This is a genomic window from Citrobacter sp. Cpo037 (assembly GCF_030332945.1).
In the GTDB taxonomy this organism is placed as follows: Bacteria; Pseudomonadota; Gammaproteobacteria; order Enterobacterales; family Enterobacteriaceae; genus Citrobacter; species Citrobacter portucalensis.
Window position 1 is genome coordinate 21674 of record NZ_JAOWGW010000054.1, and the last position, 17572, is coordinate 39245.

The following is a 17572-nucleotide window of genomic DNA, read 5'->3' on the forward strand; positions in this document are numbered from 1 at the left end:
ACACTTCTGGTGGAAAAGTCTGCAATTGTTGCGTCCGGGATCAAGGCATCCCGGGCAATTCAGGAGTACAATCCACACATAAACGCTGTTCCACAGGAAAGTCCATGGTAGTCATTCAAGATATTGTCTCCGCGCTCTGGCAACACGATTTTGCCGCACTGGCGGATCCGCACGTGGTGAGCGTGGTGTACTTCGTCATGTTCGCCACGCTGTTTTTAGAAAATGGCCTGCTGCCCGCCTCCTTTTTACCCGGAGACAGCCTGTTATTACTGGCAGGAGCGCTGATCGCTCAGGACGTGATGAGTTTTTTACCTACCATAGCTATTCTGACGGCCGCAGCCAGTCTGGGCTGCTGGCTGAGTTATATTCAGGGACGCTGGCTAGGCAACACGCGCACGGTGAAAGGCTGGCTGGCGCAATTACCGGAAAAATACCATCAGCGCGCAACCTGCATGTTTGACCAACACGGTCTGATGGCGCTGCTGGCAGGGCGTTTTCTGGCGTTTGTTCGCACCTTGCTGCCAACGATGGCGGGCATTTCAGGGCTTCCTAACCGTCGGTTCCAGTTTTTTAACTGGCTGAGTGGCCTGCTGTGGGTCACCGTCGTCACCAGTTTCGGCTATGCGCTGAGCATGATCCCGTTCGTTAAACGCCATGAAGATCAGGTGATGACCTTTTTAATGATCCTGCCGATTGCCCTGTTAACCGCAGGTCTGTTGGGAACATTGTTCGTGGTGATTAAAAAAAAATACTGTAGCGCCTGAGTATTATCCGTAGCCGGGGTAATCCCCGGCATTTTGCCTGATGGCGCGCAGCTTTATAGCCTACGGTGTACCTGTCAGGCCTACAAGAAATCAACTCCCCTGCATCATACGAATTCTTGCCGCATCTTCCCCCGGCGTTACGCCAAAGAAACGTTTGAACTCCCGACTGAATTGCGATGCGCTCTCATAACCGACGCGCATGGCAGCCGCACTGGCCTTCATTCCATCGTGAATCATCATCATCCGCGCTTTATGCAGGCGATAACTCTTAAGATATTGCAGCGGCGACGTGCTGGTAACCGCTTTAAAATTATGATGAAACGCCGACACGCTCATGTTCGCCTCTGCCGCCAGCTGTTCTACATTGAGGTTTTCGGTGTATTTGGTTTCAATCCGCTTCAGTACCCGGCTTATCAAACTGAAATGCGTCTGGCGACTGACCAGCGCAAGCAAGGCACCGCCACGCGGCCCGGTCAACACATGGTAGAGGATCTCGCGAATAATCTGTTTCCCCAGAATGCGCGCATCCAGCGGCCGCTCCATTACATCCAGCAGGCGCTCTGCGGCACAGAGAATTTCGTCAGAGAGTGTCGCAGAGTTAATCCCACTGGCAGCCATGGCGGGCTGGAACAGTTCGTCTTCCCCAATGTCCATCAGCAGCTCCTGCAATTGCAGAATATCGACATTCAGGTAAATACCGGCCAGAGGAACCTCCGGCGTCGCATAGGTTTCACATTCAAAGGGTAAAGGTACGGTTAGCAGCAGGTATTCGTTGGCGTCATAGCGAAATATGCGCTCATTGATGTAACCAATTTTATGTCCCGAAAAGAGAAATATGATGCCTGGCTGATACATGACTGGTGTACGTGCCGCCGGCTCCGTACCGTATAGCAGGCGGACATCTGGCAGCAGTTCGTTAAGTCTATTTTCATTGCTTTTCAGCTGCTTAATTTTATCTGTCAGCAGAAGGCAGATCTCATCACGGTTCATGGAGCACCATTTCATCATCGGTTTTCGACCCTGACATAATGCGCAGATTTATCCGTTTTCTCCAGCAGTATGTAGAAATGGGCAAGACATCGGCAGAAATGAGCATTGAGAGCAGCGCGGCGGGCGACCACAATGTTCATCATCCGGCAGACACTCTCCTGCCCTCTTTTATTACCCACCAAAGGGAACGAGCAATGAACAACTTTAATCTCCATACCCCAACACGTATTTTGTTTGGTAAAGGCGCGATTGCTGAGCTGCGCGATCAAATTCCTCAGGACGCTCGCGTACTGGTTACCTACGGCGGCGGCAGCGTGAAAAAAACCGGCGTCCTGGCACAGGTTCAGGACGCGCTAAAAGGCCTGGATGTGCTGGAGTTTGGCGGTATCGAGCCAAACCCGTCTTACGAAACGCTGATGAACGCAGTAAAAATCGTGCGTGATGAGAAAGTGACGTTTCTGCTGGCAGTAGGTGGCGGTTCAGTGCTGGACGGCACCAAATTCATCGCGGCAGCGGCACAGTACGCTGACAGCATCGATCCATGGCGCATTCTGGAAACCCACGGCAGCGACGTAACAAGCGCCATCCCGATGGGCTCCGTATTAACCCTGCCTGCAACCGGCTCTGAATCTAACTCCGGCGCGGTAATTTCGCGTAAAACCACCGGCGATAAACTGGCCTTTATGACCCCGTTTGTGCAGCCAGTATTTGCCGTACTGGATCCGGTTTACACCTACACCCTGCCGCCGCGTCAGGTTGCAAACGGCGTTGTGGATGCTTTTGTTCATACCGTGGAACAGTATGTGACTTATCCGGTAGACGGGAAAATTCAGGATCGCTTTGCCGAAGGCATTCTGCTCACGCTGGTAGAAGAAGGTCCGAAAGCCTTGCAGGAGCCGGAAAACTACAACGTGCGTGCGAACGTCATGTGGGCGGCAACCCAGGCGCTGAACGGCCTGATTGGCGCAGGCGTACCGCAGGACTGGGCAACGCATATGTTGGGCCATGAACTGACCGCAATGCATGGTCTGGATCATGCTCAAACGCTGGCCATCGTTCTGCCAGCGCTGTGGAATGAAAAACGTGATACCAAGCGTGCCAAACTGCTGCAATACGCAGAGCGTATCTGGAATATCACCGAAGGTTCCGACGACCAGCGCATCGACGCCGCCATTGCCGCTACCCGTACTTTCTTCGAACAAATGGGTGTACCCACTCGCCTGTCTGACTACGGCCTGGACGGTAGCTCTATCCCGGCATTGCTGGAAAAACTGGAAGCACACGGTGGTACGCAACTGGGCGAACATCAGGACATTACGCTTGAAGTCAGCCGTCGGATTTACGAAGCTGCCCGCTAAGGTTTTTTAACCTCCGCCTTTCGTTTTTGGGTATTTATACCAGGCTTAAGTCACACCTAACTCACCGGGGGCTGCCCCGGTGACTGTAATCCAGGGGGGGAATTATGACCGGTCCAACCATTATCAAACTACAGGATGGTAACGTCATGCCGCAACTGGGCCTGGGGGTCTGGAAGGCAAGTAACGAAGAAGTCATCACCGCCATTCATAAAGCGCTGGAAGTGGGGTATCGCTCAATTGATACCGCTGCTGCGTACAAAAACGAAGAAGGTGTCGGCAAAGCAATACGCGATGCTGGCGTACCACGGGACGAGTTATTCATCACCACCAAGCTGTGGAATGATGACCAAAAACGCCCCCGGGAAGCCTTGCTCGAAAGCATGGAAAAGCTCCAGCTTGATTACCTCGATCTATACCTGATGCACTGGCCGGTTCCGGCGATCGACCACTACGTTGAAGCGTGGGAAAACATGATCGACCTGCAAAAAGAAGGTCTGATTAAGAGCATCGGCGTGTGCAACTTTCAGATCAATCATCTCCAGCGGTTGATGGATGAAACCGGCGTACCTCCAGTGATTAACCAGATCGAACTTCATCCGCTTATGCAACAGCGCCAACTGCACGCCTGGAACGCAACGCATAAAATCCAGACCGAATCCTGGAGCCCGCTGGCGCAGGGCGGCAAAGACGTCTTTGATCAAAAGATCATCCGTGACCTCGCCGAGAAATATGGCAAATCACCGGCGCAGATTGTCATCCGCTGGCACCTGGATAGCGGGCTGGTGGTGATTCCGAAATCAGTCACCCCGGCGCGTATCGCAGAAAACTTTAACGTCTGGGACTTCCGCCTGGATAAAGACGAATTAGGCGAAATCGCGAAACTCGATCAGGGCAAACGTCTGGGGCCAGACCCGGATCAGTTCGGCGGTTAACCCCTTCCCTCCAGCCCGACACTCTCGTCGGGCCTTTACTGATTTGAAATATCAGGAAACAATTCACGCACATATATTGATGTATTTCTTGCAGTCGCTGGAGCAGCATTACGCAACATAACCTGTTAATTATTAAATAAATATATTTATTTGATGAATATATTCACCATATCCATAGGTGCGTAAGCGTGACTGAGAAAAAAAGTAGCGGAGTCAAATGGCTCCCATTAATTCTTATAATATTCATTTCTGCCGGACTGTGGCAACTTACCCCTCCCTCGGGGTTAAGTGCGCCAGCCTGGCATTCGGCAATTATCTTCGTCGCGACGATTGCCTCTATCGTGGCAAAAGTTTTACCCATCGGCGCGGTCGGTATTATTGGGATTACGGTTTTTGCACTCGCCTATGCTGCCGGGGATAAAACCGCCAGCGGCGCTATCACCACGGCACTGAGTGAGCTGAACAGTTCACTTATCTGGCTTATCGTCGTGGCTTTTATGATTGCCCGCGGATTTATCAAAACTGGCCTCGGACGACGCATTGCGCTGCAGATGATCCGTCTGCTCGGCAAGCGCACGCTGGGACTCGCCTATGGTCTGGCTTTTGCCGATCTGATCCTCTCCCCGGCAATGCCGAGTAATACAGCACGCTGCGGCGGCGTCATCTATCCGATTGCTGACTCTCTGGCACGCAGTTTCCATTCGAACCCGGAAGATGAGTCCCGCAGTAAAATCGGTACCTTTCTTATCACCTGTATTGGCAACGTCAACGACGTCACCGCCGCGCTCTTTATGACCGGCTATACCGGCAATCTGTTGGCGGTGAAACTGGCGGCCAATGCAGGCGTCACGCTGACCTGGGGCGGCTGGTTTATGGCGGCGCTGCTGCCATGCCTGGTGTCCTTACTGCTGGTTCCACTGCTGGTCTACTGGATCGTGCGCCCGGAAATTAAGCACACGCCGGATGCCCCGAATCTGGCGCGCAAAGAGCTGGTGGAAATGGGCAGTATGTCTCGCGGCGAATGGCTGATGCTGGCTACCGTCGGCGTACTGCTGGTGCTATGGATTTTTGGCGATACGTTAGGCGTCGACGCCACCACTGCCTCGTTCGTGGGGCTGTCCATTTTATTGCTAAGCGGTGTTCTGAGCTGGGAAGATGTGAAGAGCGAGAAAGGTGCATGGGACACACTGATTTGGTTTGCCGCGCTGTTGATGATGGCGAACCAGCTGAAAAAACTGGGCTTCACCACCTGGTTTGGCAATCTGATCGGCGATAGCCTGAGCAGTACTATGCACGGTACCAGTTGGGTGATCGTCCTGCTGCTGCTGAACGCCGCCTACTTCTATACCCACTACTTTTTTGCCAGCGGTAATGCACAGATTGCCGCGCTGTACGCCGTTTTCCTCGGCGTCGGTCTGCATCTGAATATTCCCGCAGCCCCCACGGCATTAATGCTGGCCTTCACCAGCAGTTTGTACTGCTCGCTCACCCAGTACACCCACGCTCGCGGTCCAATCCTGTTTGGTGCCGGGTATGTTCCAACGGGCGTCTGGTGGCGCACAGGATTTATCATCAGCTTGTTTAACCAGGCGGTGTTTATCACCGTGGGTCTGATGTGGTGGAAGGTGTTGGGTCTGTACTAAACTGACTGCGTCCAGACGAATCACCTTACCTGCGGAGAAAAGGAATGACCTGTATTTTCTGTCAAATAGTTGAAGGTAAAGCCCCCTGCCATAAGGTCTGGGAAGACGAGCATCATCTGGCTTTTCTGTCGATTTTCCCGAACACCGACGGTTTTACCGTGGTGATCCCGAAAAAGCATTATCCCAGCTATGCCTTCGATATGCCGCCGCAGGCACTGGCTGATCTGATGCTGGCAACCCAAAAAGTGGCTAAGAAACTGGATAAGGCTTTCCCGGATGTCAGTCGTACAGGGATGTTCTTCGAAGGTTTCGGCGTAGACCATGTACACAGCAAATTAAGCCCCATGCATGGCACTGGCGATCTAACCCACTGGAAACCGATTGAAGCGCGGCAGAATAAATTTTTCGAGCAATATGAAGGATATCTGTCGTCACATGACCACGAACGAGCGGATGATGCAAAACTGGCCGCATTAGCGGCCAGAATTCGTGAAGCATAAATACTGCGTCTTTCTACCGGATGGCGGTACAAGGAACTTATCCGGCCTACAAAACTGTGCTGTACGTAGGCCGGATTAGCTTTCACCATCGGGCAAGACAGATTAGCGCCCTGCCACTTTCCCGCGTTTTTTGTTTGCAGCAGGCGTCTGGCGCTGATGCGCCACCGGTGTGTGCTTGGTCAACGCCGGACGGGTATGACGGTTCTGGCGACGCGCCTCGCGCATCTCTTCCAGCGTAGGTGCCGGGACCAGACATTCGCGACGACCGCCGATCAGATGCTTTTTACCCATATCTTCCAGCGCCTGGCGGATTAACGGCCAGTTAGCTGGATCGTGGTAACGCAGCAGGGCTTTATGCAAACGACGCTGCTTATCACCTTTCGGCACCACCACATCTTCACTCTTATAACCAATTTTACCCAGCGGGTTTTTCCCGGTGTAATACATGGTTGTGGAGTTCGCCAACGGCGATGGATAGAAGTTCTGCACCTGATCCAGACGGAAACGACGTTGCTTCAGCCACAACGCCAGATTCACCATATCTTCGTCACGCGTACCTGGGTGCGCGGAAATAAAGTACGGGATCAGATACTGCTCTTTACCCGCCTGTTTAGAGTAGGTATCGAACAATTCCTTAAAGCGATCGTAGCTGCCCATCCCCGGCTTCATCATCTTCGACAGCGGGCCTTCTTCGGTATGCTCTGGCGCAATCTTGAGATAACCGCCAACGTGGTGGGTCGCCAGCTCTTTGATATAGCGTGGGTCTTCAACCGCGATGTCATAGCGCACGCCCGAAGCGATGAGGATCTTTTTAATGCCTTTCAAATCACGCGCTCGACGATAAAGGTTAATCGTCGGTTCGTGGTTGGTGTCCATATGCGGACAGATATCCGGGTAGACGCATGACAGACGACGGCAGGTCTGTTCCGCGCGCGGTGACTTACAGCGCAGCATATACATGTTTGCCGTTGGGCCGCCGAGATCGGAAATCACGCCGGTAAAGCCCGGAACGGTGTCGCGAATGGCTTCGATTTCATTGATGATCGAGTCTTCAGAGCGGCTCTGGATGATACGACCTTCGTGCTCGGTGATCGAACAGAACGAACAGCCGCCAAAGCAGCCACGCATAATGTTGATCGAGAAACGGATCATCTCATAGGCCGGAATGCGGCTGTCGCCATACGCCGGATGCGGCACGCGTTTGTACGGCAGCGCAAAGACGCTATCCATCTCTTCGGTAGAGAGCGGAATGGCTGGCGGGTTGATCCAGATGTAGCGATCGCCGTGCTTTTGCATCAGCGCACGCGCACAGCCTGGGTTGGTTTCGTGGTGCAGGATACGCGACGCATGCGCATACAGCACTTTATCGCTCTTCACTTTTTCGAAGGACGGCAGCAGCACGTAGGTTTTTTCCCACGGTTTCGGGCGCGGCGGCTGTACGGTTACCGCTTTCGCTTCCTGCTTTTTCGGTGCGACCGGTTTGTTGTCAGCACACGGCAGATCTTCACCATACGGATGCGGGATCGGGTCAATCTTGCCCGGCGTGTCGAGGCGCGTGGAATCCACCCCACTCCAGCCCGGCAGCGCTTCTTTAACCATAATCGCAGTGTTACGCACGTCGCGGATCTGATCGATGGTTTCGCCCATCGCCAGACGATGCGCCACTTCCACCAGCGGACGTTCGCCGTTGCCGAACATCAGCATGTCGGCTTTGGAATCCACCAGAACAGAGCGGCGAACGGTATCAGACCAATAGTCATAGTGCGCGGTACGGCGCAGGCTGGCCTCAATACCGCCGAGAATAACCGGCACATCTTTCCATGCTTCTTTACAGCGCTGGGTATAGACCAGCGTGGCGCGGTCCGGACGTTTGCCCGCAACGTTGTCCGGTGTGTAGGCATCGTCATGGCGCAGTCGGCGATCTGCGGTGTAGCGGTTGATCATCGAGTCCATGTTGCCTGCGGTCACACCAAAGAACAGGTTCGGTTTACCCAAACGCATAAAATCGTCTTTGTTGTTCCACTCCGGCTGGGCGATAATCCCTACGCGAAAGCCTTGTGCTTCCAGCATACGTCCGCAAATTGCCATGCCAAAGCTGGGATGATCGACGTATGCATCGCCGGTAACCAGAATGATGTCGCAGCTATCCCAGCCAAGTTGGTCCATTTCGTCGCGTGACATCGGCAAAAACGGTGCCGGGCCAAAACAGGCAGCCCAGTACTGCGGCCAGGAGAAAAGGTCTCTGTCCGGCTGGATCAGGGATATTGCGCTCATAATGCTTCCAAAAATGGTAAAAAAATAATCAAAGGCCGAGGATTATACGCTGTATATCGGCAAGAAATGAAGTGGAGTCTGAACCAGACCAGTAGAAAGTTATATAAATTGTTAAATTTTACGACGATCATTTTTATCAATCATAATTAACACCATGCCAGCCAGCTGAGATAACTCTTTTTCGGCGGGGGATTTTTCATTGCGACTCAACGATTCACTGCATATTTCCCAGTTACGGGTTGTTGTTCACCTGTGCGGATTTCTGGTTCTTCTCTACAGCTTTTCTATGCTGCCACCGATGCTCATCGCTTTGTTAAATAAAGAGCGGAGCTTGTTCGCTTTTTTCAGCACATTTATGACTTTCTTCACCCTCGGCGGCGGGGCGTGGTTGGCAACCAAACATGCGGGTATTCAACTGCGCACCCGGGATGGTTTCGTCATTATCGTCCTGTTCTGGCTGTTGTTTTCGTTTATCAGCGCGATGCCGATGTGGATGGACGATGGCTTAAACCTCTCTTTTGCGGATGCCCTGTTTGAAGGAGTTTCTGGAATTACCACTACAGGCGCAACGGTGATTGATGACGTCAGCGCCTTGCCGAAGTCGTATCTGTACTATCGGGCTCAGCTCAATTTTATTGGCGGTCTGGGTGTTATTGTCCTCGCCGTAGCGGTATTGCCGCTGCTGGGTATTGGTGGCATGAAGCTGTATCAGTCTGAAATGCCAGGCCCTTTTAAAGAAGAACGCCTCACGCCAAGACTTGCTGATACTGCACGTACGCTGTGGATGACCTATGTCATTCTGGGTCTGATCTGTACTCTGGCCTACTGGGCTGCCGGGATGTCGTTTTTCGACGCCTTATGCCACGGGCTTTCGACGGTCTCTCTCGGCGGATTTTCCACTCGCAGCGAGAGCATCGGCTTTTATAACAGCCATGCCATTGAGCTTGTCGCCGGGATATTTTCACTGCTGTCTGCATTTAACTTCACCCTCTGGTACGTTGCTATCGTGAAACGTACCTTCAAACCCTTTCGTCGTAATGCCGAATTGCGTTTCTTTTTGCTTATTGCGTTGGTGGTCACTCTGATCGCCACCTGGCAAGTTTGGCGGGCAGGCATGTACGGATTAACGGACAGCCTGGTGCATGCTTTTTTTCTGGCCAGTTCGATGCTGACAGATAATGGCCTGTCGACGGCGGATTACGCGCAGTGGCCTTCGCACACGATCTTCATGCTGCTCAGCGCCAGTTTCTTCGGCGGTTGTGTGGGATCGACCTGCGGGGGGATTAAGGTGCTGCGCTTTTTGATTATGTTCAAGCAGTGCCGCCAGGAGTTACACCAGCTCGCGCACCCTCGCGCCCTGCTGAATATCAAAGTGGGCAATAGCGTGGTAAGCGACCGGGTAGTGCGTTCGGTATGGAGCTTTTTCTTTCTCTATGTTTTGCTCACCAGCTTTTTTATCTGGGCGCTCAATCTGATGGGCTACGATCTATTCTCCTCTTTCGCCACCGTCGCCGCCTGCATCAACAATATGGGGCTAGGATTTGGCGTCACCGCCACGACATTTGGCACCCTAAACGAGGAAGCAAAGCTACTGATGTGCGCGGCCATGATCATGGGGCGTCTGGAGATTTACCCCATTCTGATCCTGTTCTCGCGCATGTTCTGGCGGGCGTAACGAATACCCCGGCGCATTACGGCGCCGGGTTCACCAACATCTGTCCGATTGAGCCACGATCCGCCATTTCCAGCGTCTGGCTATTAAAGTAGAACGGGAAATGGGCCCAGGAAGGCTGTCCGTAATAAACCAGTAATTCAACCTGGCCATCAACCCAGACAGTATCTTTCCAGCCTCTGTCTTCCGGGAACGGCATCGCGCCATTCACATTACGGATCAGGAACGAGACGCCTTCAATATGGAAGGACTGGGGCATATCCGCCCGCACCGTCCAGCGCTCCCAGGAGCCCTGCTGGGCAGTAATATCCATACGATTGACGTCCCACAGCTGACCGTTGATGCCAGGATCGTCGTCCAGGCTGATATCACGGCTGCGAATCGGCGAACCGCTGAGGATTTCCGTTGGCAGCAGGCGCATTGGCAGGCTGTCAGTCACCAGCGGCAGAAGACCTGTCGGGCGCAACGTCAATACCAGCGTGGAGATGAGAATACTGGAAGGCTCAAAGAACCCGCGGATCCTGTCGACAATACTGGCCGCCTCACCACAGGTGATAGAGACCTCATTACCATTAGTCATATCCACCAGGATCTCACGACGCTCGCCCGGAGCCAGCGAGAGCTGCTTCACCGAAACAGGCGCAGGTAAAAAACCCTGATCGCCGGAAATCACATGCAGAGCACGGCCATCACTCATTTGCAGCTGGTAACGACGCGAGTTTGAAGCGTTCAGCAAACGCAAGCGCACCCAGCCGCGGGAGACTTCGACATACGGGCTTTGCGCCCCATTGACCAGCAGCGTATCACCGACAAAGCCACCGCTGCCGGGCTCGCTGTATTCCGGCGTGCCAAAGTTGTCCAGCCGCTTGTCCTGGATAATGACCGGAAAATCATCCACGCCATAGTGGTTGGGAATAGACAGTGATTTACTCACTTCATCTTCAACCAGCCACATCCCGGCAAGACCGTTATAGACCTGCTGAGCAGTACGATTTGGCGTATTAGCGTGATACCACAACGTGGCGGCATTCTGGCGAATCGGTAGCACCGGCGCCCAGTCAGCATTCGGGGACATCATGCGCGCCGGGCCGCCCATCAGCGGGCCAGGTACCTGTAACCCGGCGACGGTCATCGAGACATTTTCAGTCAGACGGTTGCTGTAGATAAGCTTGACGTCATCCCCTTTCCAGACGCGGATTGTCGGTCCCAGATAGCGGCCGTTAATTCCCCAGACAGGTGCGCGCGTGCCTTGCGTAAAGGACCAGTGCGCACGTTGCAGCGTCATAAATAGCGGCTGCCCCCGGCGGGATTCCAGCAGCGGAGGCACGGGTAACGGTTGTTGCTGACCGGCAGCATTAGCCTTCAGCGGAACAGCACCTGCACACAGTGCGATCCCCGATGCCTGAATGAACTGACGCCGACTGAATGACATATAAACTCCAAAAAAAAACTGGCTATTAACACGCAGGAAGTCATTTCCTGTAAAAAACCCGAATTGCGCGGATTAAACCTTACCGGCGGCTTCCCGCTCAGCAACTTCTTTATCGAGTTCTGCGATTTTTTGTTCCATCAGCGTGCGGCAATGCGCTGCCAGTTCACGAACCTGATCTTTCCCAAAGTGGCTAATATCCACCGGCGGCAACATCTCGACAATCGCCAGACCATTATTGAGTCGATTGAGTTTTATCTTGTTCGAGGTTGTGGAAACGCACACCGGAATGACCGGGACACCTGCAGCAATCGCTGCATGGAACGCACCGGTTTTAAACGGCAGCAGACCGCGACCACGGCTACGCGTCCCTTCCGGGAACATCCAGATAGAAATGCGACGTTTTTTGAAATGATTCACCACGGCAGCAATGGTGCTGTGCGCTTTAGCGCGGTTGTTTCTGTCAATCAACAGGTTACCGGTTAACCAGTACAGCTGCCCGAAGAAAGGGATCCACAGCAGGCTTTTTTTACCTACTGTCACCGTCGGCGGCTGAACGATATTCGCAGCGGTAACCATGTCATAGTTGTTCTGATGGTTACAAATATAGATAGCATTACCATAGTTCTGCGCGTCTGCCGGCATGCGGCACTCGACCTTCAGGCCATAAAGGGGAGCCAGGCGGCCAAACATATGACCGAACGTTGCGACGTGTTTTGGATTTCGTGGGCTGAACAGACAGTATATGCAACCGAAAATACAGACCAGAACGCAGTAAATAACAGTAATAATTAAACGAAAAATATATAGCATAACAACCTCTAAGGCCTAAGAGCCTGGCATTTTACGTCACCTGATTCATCATGCGGTATCAGGTTAGGGCTTTGTTAAGGGCGGCTCTCTGGAAAAGCGTATTGTTAATCGCAACGCACGAATAAACAACGGTTTCACGGGAATTTTTAACGTTGGCTCTCCCTGGGCTTTAACAGGGAGAGCCGGACGGTAGCGTTATTCTTCGCTGTCGCCGTGACTGGCGCGTCGAGGCGAGTCAATCTCAATGCTGTCGATACGCTGCAGACCACGCATTAGCGTGCCGCGACGACCGCGCTCACCGGTCACTTTCTGCAACTCTTCAGGACGCAGTTTGATTTTGCGCTTACCGACGTGGATGGTCAGCGTGCTCTGCGGCGGCAGCACGTAAAGTTGCGCCAGACCATCCTCGCCTTTCGCCGCTTCCGCTGAAGGGATATTAATGATCTTGTTCCCTTTGCCTTTCGACAACTGCGGTAAATCGCTCACCGGGAACATCAACATGCGACCGGCCTGGGTAATAGCCAGTAGCATGTCGGTTTCATCTTCAATCACCACCGGCTGCATCACGCGCGCATTTTCTGGCAGCGTAATCAACGCCTTACCAGCACGGTTACGTGCGACCAGGTCATTGAAGGTGCAGACAAAACCGTAGCCCGCATCGGAGGCCATCAGCAGTTTCTGATCGTCGCCTTCCATCAGCATGTGCTCAACCGTCGCGCCTGGCGGCAGCGTGAGCTTCCCGGTCAGCGGTTCACCCTGACCACGCGCCGACGGCAGCGTAATCGGGTCGATGGCATAGCTGCGTCCGGTCGAGTCCACGAACACCACCGGCTGGTTGCTCTTACCCTTCACTGCCGACTTAAAGCTGTCGCCCGCTTTATAGCTTAATCCCGGTGCATCGATGTCGTGGCCTTTGGCGCTACGCACCCAGCCACTTTGGGACAACACAATGGTCACCGGCTCAGATGGCAGCATGTCGTGCTCGCTCATCGCCTTCGCTTCTTCGCGCTCCTGCAACGGAGAACGACGATCGTCGCCATAGGCGTCTGCATCGGCCTGCAGCTCTTTCTTCAGCAGGTTACTCATTTTACGTTCGGAAGCCAGAATGGCCTGCAACTGATCGCGCTCTTTCGCCAGCACATCCTGCTCACCGCGGATTTTCATCTCTTCGAGTTTGGCAAGGTGGCGCAATTTCAGCTCAAGGATGGCTTCAGCCTGGGTTTCAGAAATGCCAAACCGCGACATCAGCTCAGGCTTAGGTTCATCTTCATGACGAATAATTTCGATTACTTCGTCAATGTTGAGGAACGCCACCAGCAAACCTTCAAGGATGTGCAGGCGCTTGAGCACTTTTTCCAGACGATAATTCAGGCGGCGACGCACGGTATCGCGGCGGAACGCCAGCCATTCGGTGAGGATCTCCAGCAGGTTTTTCACCGCCGGACGACCATCAAGACCGATCATGTTCAGGTTGATACGGTAGCTCTTTTCCAGATCGGTAGTGGCAAACAGGTGGTTCATCACCTGCTCCATATCCACACGATTCGAGCGCGGGACAATCACCAGACGGGTCGGGTTTTCGTGATCCGATTCGTCGCGCAGGTCGTCTACCATCGGCAGCTTTTTATTGCGCATTTGAGCGGCGATCTGCTCCAGCACTTTTGCCCCGGAAACCTGATGCGGCAGCGCGGAAATCACCACCGCGCCGTCTTCTTTCGTCCATACCGCACGCATACGTACGGAGCCGCGTCCGTTTTCGTAAATTTTACGAATCTCCGCGCGAGAGGTAATGATCTCCGCTTCGGTCGGGTAATCCGGCCCTTGCACGATATCCAGCAACTGATCCAGCGTCGTTTTCGGCTGCTCAATCAGAGTAATCGCTGCTTTTGCCACTTCACGCAGGTTATGCGGCGGAATGTCCGTTGCCATACCAACGGCAATACCGGTCGTGCCGTTCAGCAGAATATTTGGCAGACGCGCAGGCAGCATCTTCGGCTCCTGCATGGTGCCGTCGAAGTTTGGCACCCAGTCCGACGTTCCCTGACCGAGTTCGCCCAGCAAGACTTCCGCATATTTAGACAGGCGTGATTCGGTATAACGCATCGCCGCGAAGGATTTCGGATCGTCCGGTGCCCCCCAGTTCCCCTGCCCGTCAACCAGCGGGTAACGGTAAGAGAACGGCTGCGCCATCAGCACCATCGCTTCATAGCAGGCGCTGTCGCCATGCGGATGGTATTTACCCAGCACGTCACCGACGGTACGGGCGGATTTTTTAAATTTGGCGCTGGCATTCAGCCCCAGTTCGGACATCGCGTACACGATGCGACGCTGAACGGGTTTCAAACCATCGCCAATAAACGGCAACGCCCTGTCCATGATGACGTACATGGAATAGTTCAGATAGGCGTTTTCCGTGAATTCATGCAGCGCCAGGCGCTCTGCCATATCGCTCATTAATCGTGGTTCCTCAACTTTGTACCCCTCTATTGAAGGGCAATATTGCCGCAGATACTACCCTATCTGGCGTGTTGAGTCACAAAGAAAAGGGCCGCGAATGCGGCCCTGATTGGGATTACTTAGCAACTTTGGTAATCTGTTTCACGTCGATCTCAACGGAGTTCCAGTCTTTATCCACTTCACCCTGGATTTCAACCACATCCTGCGGTGTGACGGTTACGCCGTTCCAGCGCTTGTGGTCGATATCCACATTCACCGTGCCGGTCGCATCTTTAAACACGTACAGGTCGTCGGAAATACGCTCAACGATGTTCCCACGCAGGGTAACCCAGGTGTCATCACGCAGTGATTTGGCGCTTTCTACCGTCGTGCTGCTACCGTTCGGGCCGACAAATCCGCCGTTTTGGCTCTGCGTGATGGTTGTCGTTGGCCCAGAGAAGCCGCCCTGCTGAGCTGCCAGAACAGGTGCGGAACACAGTGCCATTACGGCAACCATTGCAGCTAATTTTTTCATCGTCATGTCTCCCTTTCATGTTGGTTTACGACTATTAAATAAGTTAATCCTTAACAAGTTCTTAAGGCAAAAAAAGATACTTTTTTTGCTGTACAGAGACTGTAGCCACAGGTTTACTGACTGCAAATGAGTTATCGCAGGGATGAACATATGCGTATTTTACTGATCGAAGATGACACGTTGATTGGCGATGGCCTGAAAACAGGTCTGAGTAAAATGGGTTTCAGCATCGACTGGTTTACCGAAGGTCGCCAAGGGAAAGAAGCACTCTACAGCGCACCTTATGATGCGGTAATCCTCGACCTGACGCTGCCGGGCATAGACGGACGGGACATTTTGCGCGAATGGCGAGCCAACGGAAAGCAGGAGCCTGTGCTGATTCTGACCGCTCGAGACGCGCTGGCAGAACGCGTTGAAGGCCTGCGCCTGGGCGCAGATGACTATCTATGCAAACCCTTTGCGCTGATCGAAGTTGCCGCCAGACTGGAGGCACTGGTACGTCGTGCCAGCGGCCAGGCCAGCAACACATTGTGCCATGGCCAGGTAACGCTCGATCCCGGCGCGCTGGTCGCCACGGCGGCGGGTGAACCTTTGTCACTCAAACCTAAAGAGTTCGCGCTGCTGGAACTGCTGATGCGCAACAAAGGTCGCGTCCTGCCCCGCAAACTGATTGAAGAAAAACTGTATACCTGGGACGAAAATGTCTCCAGCAATGCGGTTGAGGTCCACGTCCATCACTTACGCCGTAAGCTCGGCAGCGACTTTATCCGTACCGTGCATGGCATTGGCTATACCCTGGGTGACGCATGAAACTCACACAACGCCTCAGCCTGCGAGTCAGGCTAACGCTTATTTTTCTGATTCTGGCATCAGCGACCTGGGCCGTATCCAGTTTTGTGGCCTGGAGGCAGACTACCGATAATGTCGATGAACTGTTTGATACGCAGCTGATGCTGTTCGCCAAGCGGCTTAGCACGCTGGATATCAGCGATGTCACCACCTCAAGCACGATGGCCCGCACGCCAAAAAAACTGAAACATGGCCATATTGATGACGACGCACTGGCGTTTGCCATCTACTCCACCGACGGCAAAATGGTGCTACACGATGGCGACAATGGCCAGGATATTCCCTACAGCTACAGCCGGGAGGGGTTTAGCGACGGCCAACTCAGGGGCGACAACGATTCCTGGCGCTTCCTGTGGCTGAATTCCGCTGATGGAAAATATCGCATTGTGGTGGGCCAGGAGTGGGAATACCGGGAGGATATGGCGCTGTCGATCCTTACCGCACAGTTAACCCCGTGGCTGGTTGCGCTGCCGCTGATGTTGCTGATCCTGGTGGTCATGCTGAGTCGCGAACTCAGGCCGCTAAAAAAACTGGCGCAAGCTCTGCGCTGGCGCGCCCCGGAGTCAGAAGAACCGCTCGACCCGAAAGGTGTGCCAAGCGAAGTGCGCCCGCTGGTTGAATCGCTTAATCAGCTGTTTACCCGTATCCACTCTATGATGGTCCGCGAACGACGCTTTACCTCTGACGCTGCTCACGAGCTACGCAGTCCGTTGACCGCGCTGAAGGTGCAAACCGAAGTGGTGCAACTGTCAGACGACGACCCGCAAACGCGGGAAAAAGCGCTGGTGCAGCTGCATGCGGGAATTGAACGCGCCACCCGACTGGTCGATCAGCTCCTGACGCTTTCGCGCCTCGACTCCCTCGATAATCTTCAGGATGTGGCAGAAATCTCGCTGGAGGAGCTACTGCAATCCGCGGTGATGGATATCTACCACCCGGCCCAGCAGGCGCATATTGACGTACGTTTGCAGATTAACGCACACAATATAACGCGCACAGGACAGCCGCTGTTGCTGAGCCTGATGGTACGAAATCTGCTGGATAATGCCATTCGCTACAGTCCGCAGGGGAGCATTGTGGAAGTGACACTCAACGCCCGTAACTTCAGCGTCAAAGATAATGGTCCTGGCGTTGCGCCGGAGGTACTTACACACATCGGTGAACGCTTTTATCGTCCGCCGGGACAAAGCGTGACTGGCAGCGGTCTCGGTCTGTCGATTGTCCGCCGTATCGCGATATTACATGGGATGTCAGCCTCGTTTGGCAATGCCCCGGAAGGTGGCTTTGAAGCAAAAGTCAGTTGGTAATTGCGTTATTGTTGCTCACATAGCAAAAGACTTTGCACATTTTGCTAATTTCACCGCACCGCTGGTGGGA

At 53.6% G+C, this 17572-nt stretch carries 14 protein-coding genes; 8 read left to right on the forward strand and 6 right to left on the reverse strand.

Features of this window, described 5'->3' with window-relative positions:
• Positions 1-104: 104 nt before the first annotated feature.
• Complete coding sequence (gene yghB, locus OGX94_RS09440; RefSeq protein ID WP_003024510.1) at positions 105-764, forward strand: DedA family general envelope maintenance protein YghB; 660 nt, start codon at positions 105-107, stop codon at positions 762-764.
• 90 nt (positions 765-854) lie between these two features.
• On the opposite strand, the gene OGX94_RS09445 is transcribed toward yghB, so the two are convergent.
• Positions 855-1754 (reverse strand): AraC family transcriptional regulator, encoded by a 900-nt coding sequence (locus OGX94_RS09445; protein WP_032934199.1) that lies wholly within the window; start codon positions 1752-1754, stop codon positions 855-857.
• 194 nt (positions 1755-1948) lie between these two features.
• On the opposite strand from OGX94_RS09445, the gene yqhD reads away from it, so the two are divergent.
• The 4 genes from yqhD (at position 1949) to OGX94_RS09465 (ending at position 6187) form a co-directional block, all read left to right on the forward strand.
• Entirely contained in the window at positions 1949-3112 is a 1164-nt protein-coding gene (yqhD, locus tag OGX94_RS09450; RefSeq protein WP_126317410.1) for an alcohol dehydrogenase, read from the forward strand.
• Positions 3113-3216: 104 nt separating this feature from the next.
• A complete protein-coding gene (gene dkgA / locus OGX94_RS09455) occupies positions 3217-4044 on the forward strand; it encodes a 2,5-didehydrogluconate reductase DkgA (RefSeq protein WP_008785816.1) in 828 nt (275 codons plus the stop codon).
• Positions 4045-4232: 188 nt separating this feature from the next.
• The gene (locus OGX94_RS09460; RefSeq protein ID WP_193134702.1) at positions 4233-5687 is read left to right on the forward strand and encodes a DASS family sodium-coupled anion symporter; all 1455 of its coding nucleotides are present in this window, start codon (positions 4233-4235) and stop codon (positions 5685-5687) included.
• A 44-nt stretch (positions 5688-5731) separates the two neighbouring features.
• Positions 5732-6187 carry an HIT family protein gene (locus tag OGX94_RS09465; protein WP_008785817.1) on the forward strand — a complete coding sequence of 152 codons (456 nt, stop codon included), beginning with the start codon at positions 5732-5734 and terminating at the stop codon, positions 6185-6187.
• Positions 6188-6289: 102 nt separating this feature from the next.
• Here OGX94_RS09465 and OGX94_RS09470 read toward each other — a convergent pair whose 3' ends face one another.
• Positions 6290-8461, reverse strand: a complete 2172-nt coding sequence (locus OGX94_RS09470) for a YgiQ family radical SAM protein (protein WP_286569103.1) — start codon at positions 8459-8461, stop codon at positions 6290-6292.
• 199 nt (positions 8462-8660) lie between these two features.
• Between OGX94_RS09470 and OGX94_RS09475 the strand changes: the two genes are divergently transcribed.
• Positions 8661-10136, forward strand: coding sequence for a TrkH family potassium uptake protein (locus OGX94_RS09475; RefSeq protein ID WP_003828387.1), 1476 nt, complete (start codon positions 8661-8663; stop codon positions 10134-10136).
• Between the two features lie 16 nt (positions 10137-10152).
• On the opposite strand, the gene ftsP is transcribed toward OGX94_RS09475, so the two are convergent.
• The 4 genes from ftsP to OGX94_RS09495 all read right to left on the reverse strand — a co-directional run bounded on the left by ftsP (position 10153) and on the right by OGX94_RS09495 (position 15346).
• Positions 10153-11565 (reverse strand): cell division protein FtsP, encoded by a 1413-nt coding sequence (ftsP, locus tag OGX94_RS09480; RefSeq protein ID WP_008785819.1) that lies wholly within the window; start codon positions 11563-11565, stop codon positions 10153-10155.
• 72 nt (positions 11566-11637) lie between these two features.
• Complete coding sequence (gene plsC, locus OGX94_RS09485; RefSeq protein WP_003024540.1) at positions 11638-12375, reverse strand: 1-acylglycerol-3-phosphate O-acyltransferase; 738 nt, start codon at positions 12373-12375, stop codon at positions 11638-11640.
• A gap of 195 nt (positions 12376-12570) precedes the next feature.
• Positions 12571-14829 (reverse strand): DNA topoisomerase IV subunit A, encoded by a 2259-nt coding sequence (parC, locus tag OGX94_RS09490; protein WP_286569104.1) that lies wholly within the window; start codon positions 14827-14829, stop codon positions 12571-12573.
• A 118-nt stretch (positions 14830-14947) separates the two neighbouring features.
• Positions 14948-15346 (reverse strand): YgiW/YdeI family stress tolerance OB fold protein, encoded by a 399-nt coding sequence (locus OGX94_RS09495; RefSeq protein ID WP_257662110.1) that lies wholly within the window; start codon positions 15344-15346, stop codon positions 14948-14950.
• 150 nt (positions 15347-15496) lie between these two features.
• Between OGX94_RS09495 and qseB the strand changes: the two genes are divergently transcribed.
• Together qseB and qseC are read left to right on the forward strand one after the other, a co-directional pair.
• Positions 15497-16156 (forward strand): quorum sensing response regulator transcription factor QseB, encoded by a 660-nt coding sequence (gene qseB / locus OGX94_RS09500; RefSeq protein ID WP_003828394.1) that lies wholly within the window; start codon positions 15497-15499, stop codon positions 16154-16156.
• On the forward strand, positions 16153-17502 hold the full coding sequence (gene qseC, locus OGX94_RS09505; RefSeq protein WP_166465309.1) for a quorum sensing histidine kinase QseC: 1350 nt from the start codon (positions 16153-16155) through the stop codon (positions 17500-17502). The genes qseB and qseC overlap by 4 nt, the downstream gene beginning before the upstream one ends.
• Positions 17503-17572 lie beyond the last annotated feature (70 nt).

Coding starts and splice junctions, on each gene's coding strand:
- yghB (WP_003024510.1), top strand. CDS start 105: ATGGTAGTCATTCAAGATATTGTCTCCGCGCTCTGGCAACACGATTTT.
- OGX94_RS09445 (WP_032934199.1), bottom strand. CDS start 1,754: ATGAACCGTGATGAGATCTGCCTTCTGCTGACAGATAAAATTAAGCAG.
- yqhD (WP_126317410.1), top strand. CDS start 1,949: ATGAACAACTTTAATCTCCATACCCCAACACGTATTTTGTTTGGTAAA.
- dkgA (WP_008785816.1), top strand. CDS start 3,217: ATGACCGGTCCAACCATTATCAAACTACAGGATGGTAACGTCATGCCG.
- OGX94_RS09465 (WP_008785817.1), top strand. CDS start 5,732: ATGACCTGTATTTTCTGTCAAATAGTTGAAGGTAAAGCCCCCTGCCAT.
- OGX94_RS09470 (WP_286569103.1), bottom strand. CDS start 8,461: ATGAGCGCAATATCCCTGATCCAGCCGGACAGAGACCTTTTCTCCTGG.
- ftsP (WP_008785819.1), bottom strand. CDS start 11,565: ATGTCATTCAGTCGGCGTCAGTTCATTCAGGCATCGGGGATCGCACTG.
- plsC (WP_003024540.1), bottom strand. CDS start 12,375: ATGCTATATATTTTTCGTTTAATTATTACTGTTATTTACTGCGTTCTG.
- parC (WP_286569104.1), bottom strand. CDS start 14,829: ATGAGCGATATGGCAGAGCGCCTGGCGCTGCATGAATTCACGGAAAAC.
- OGX94_RS09495 (WP_257662110.1), bottom strand. CDS start 15,346: ATGAAAAAATTAGCTGCAATGGTTGCCGTAATGGCACTGTGTTCCGCA.
- qseB (WP_003828394.1), top strand. CDS start 15,497: ATGCGTATTTTACTGATCGAAGATGACACGTTGATTGGCGATGGCCTG.
- qseC (WP_166465309.1), top strand. CDS start 16,153: ATGAAACTCACACAACGCCTCAGCCTGCGAGTCAGGCTAACGCTTATT.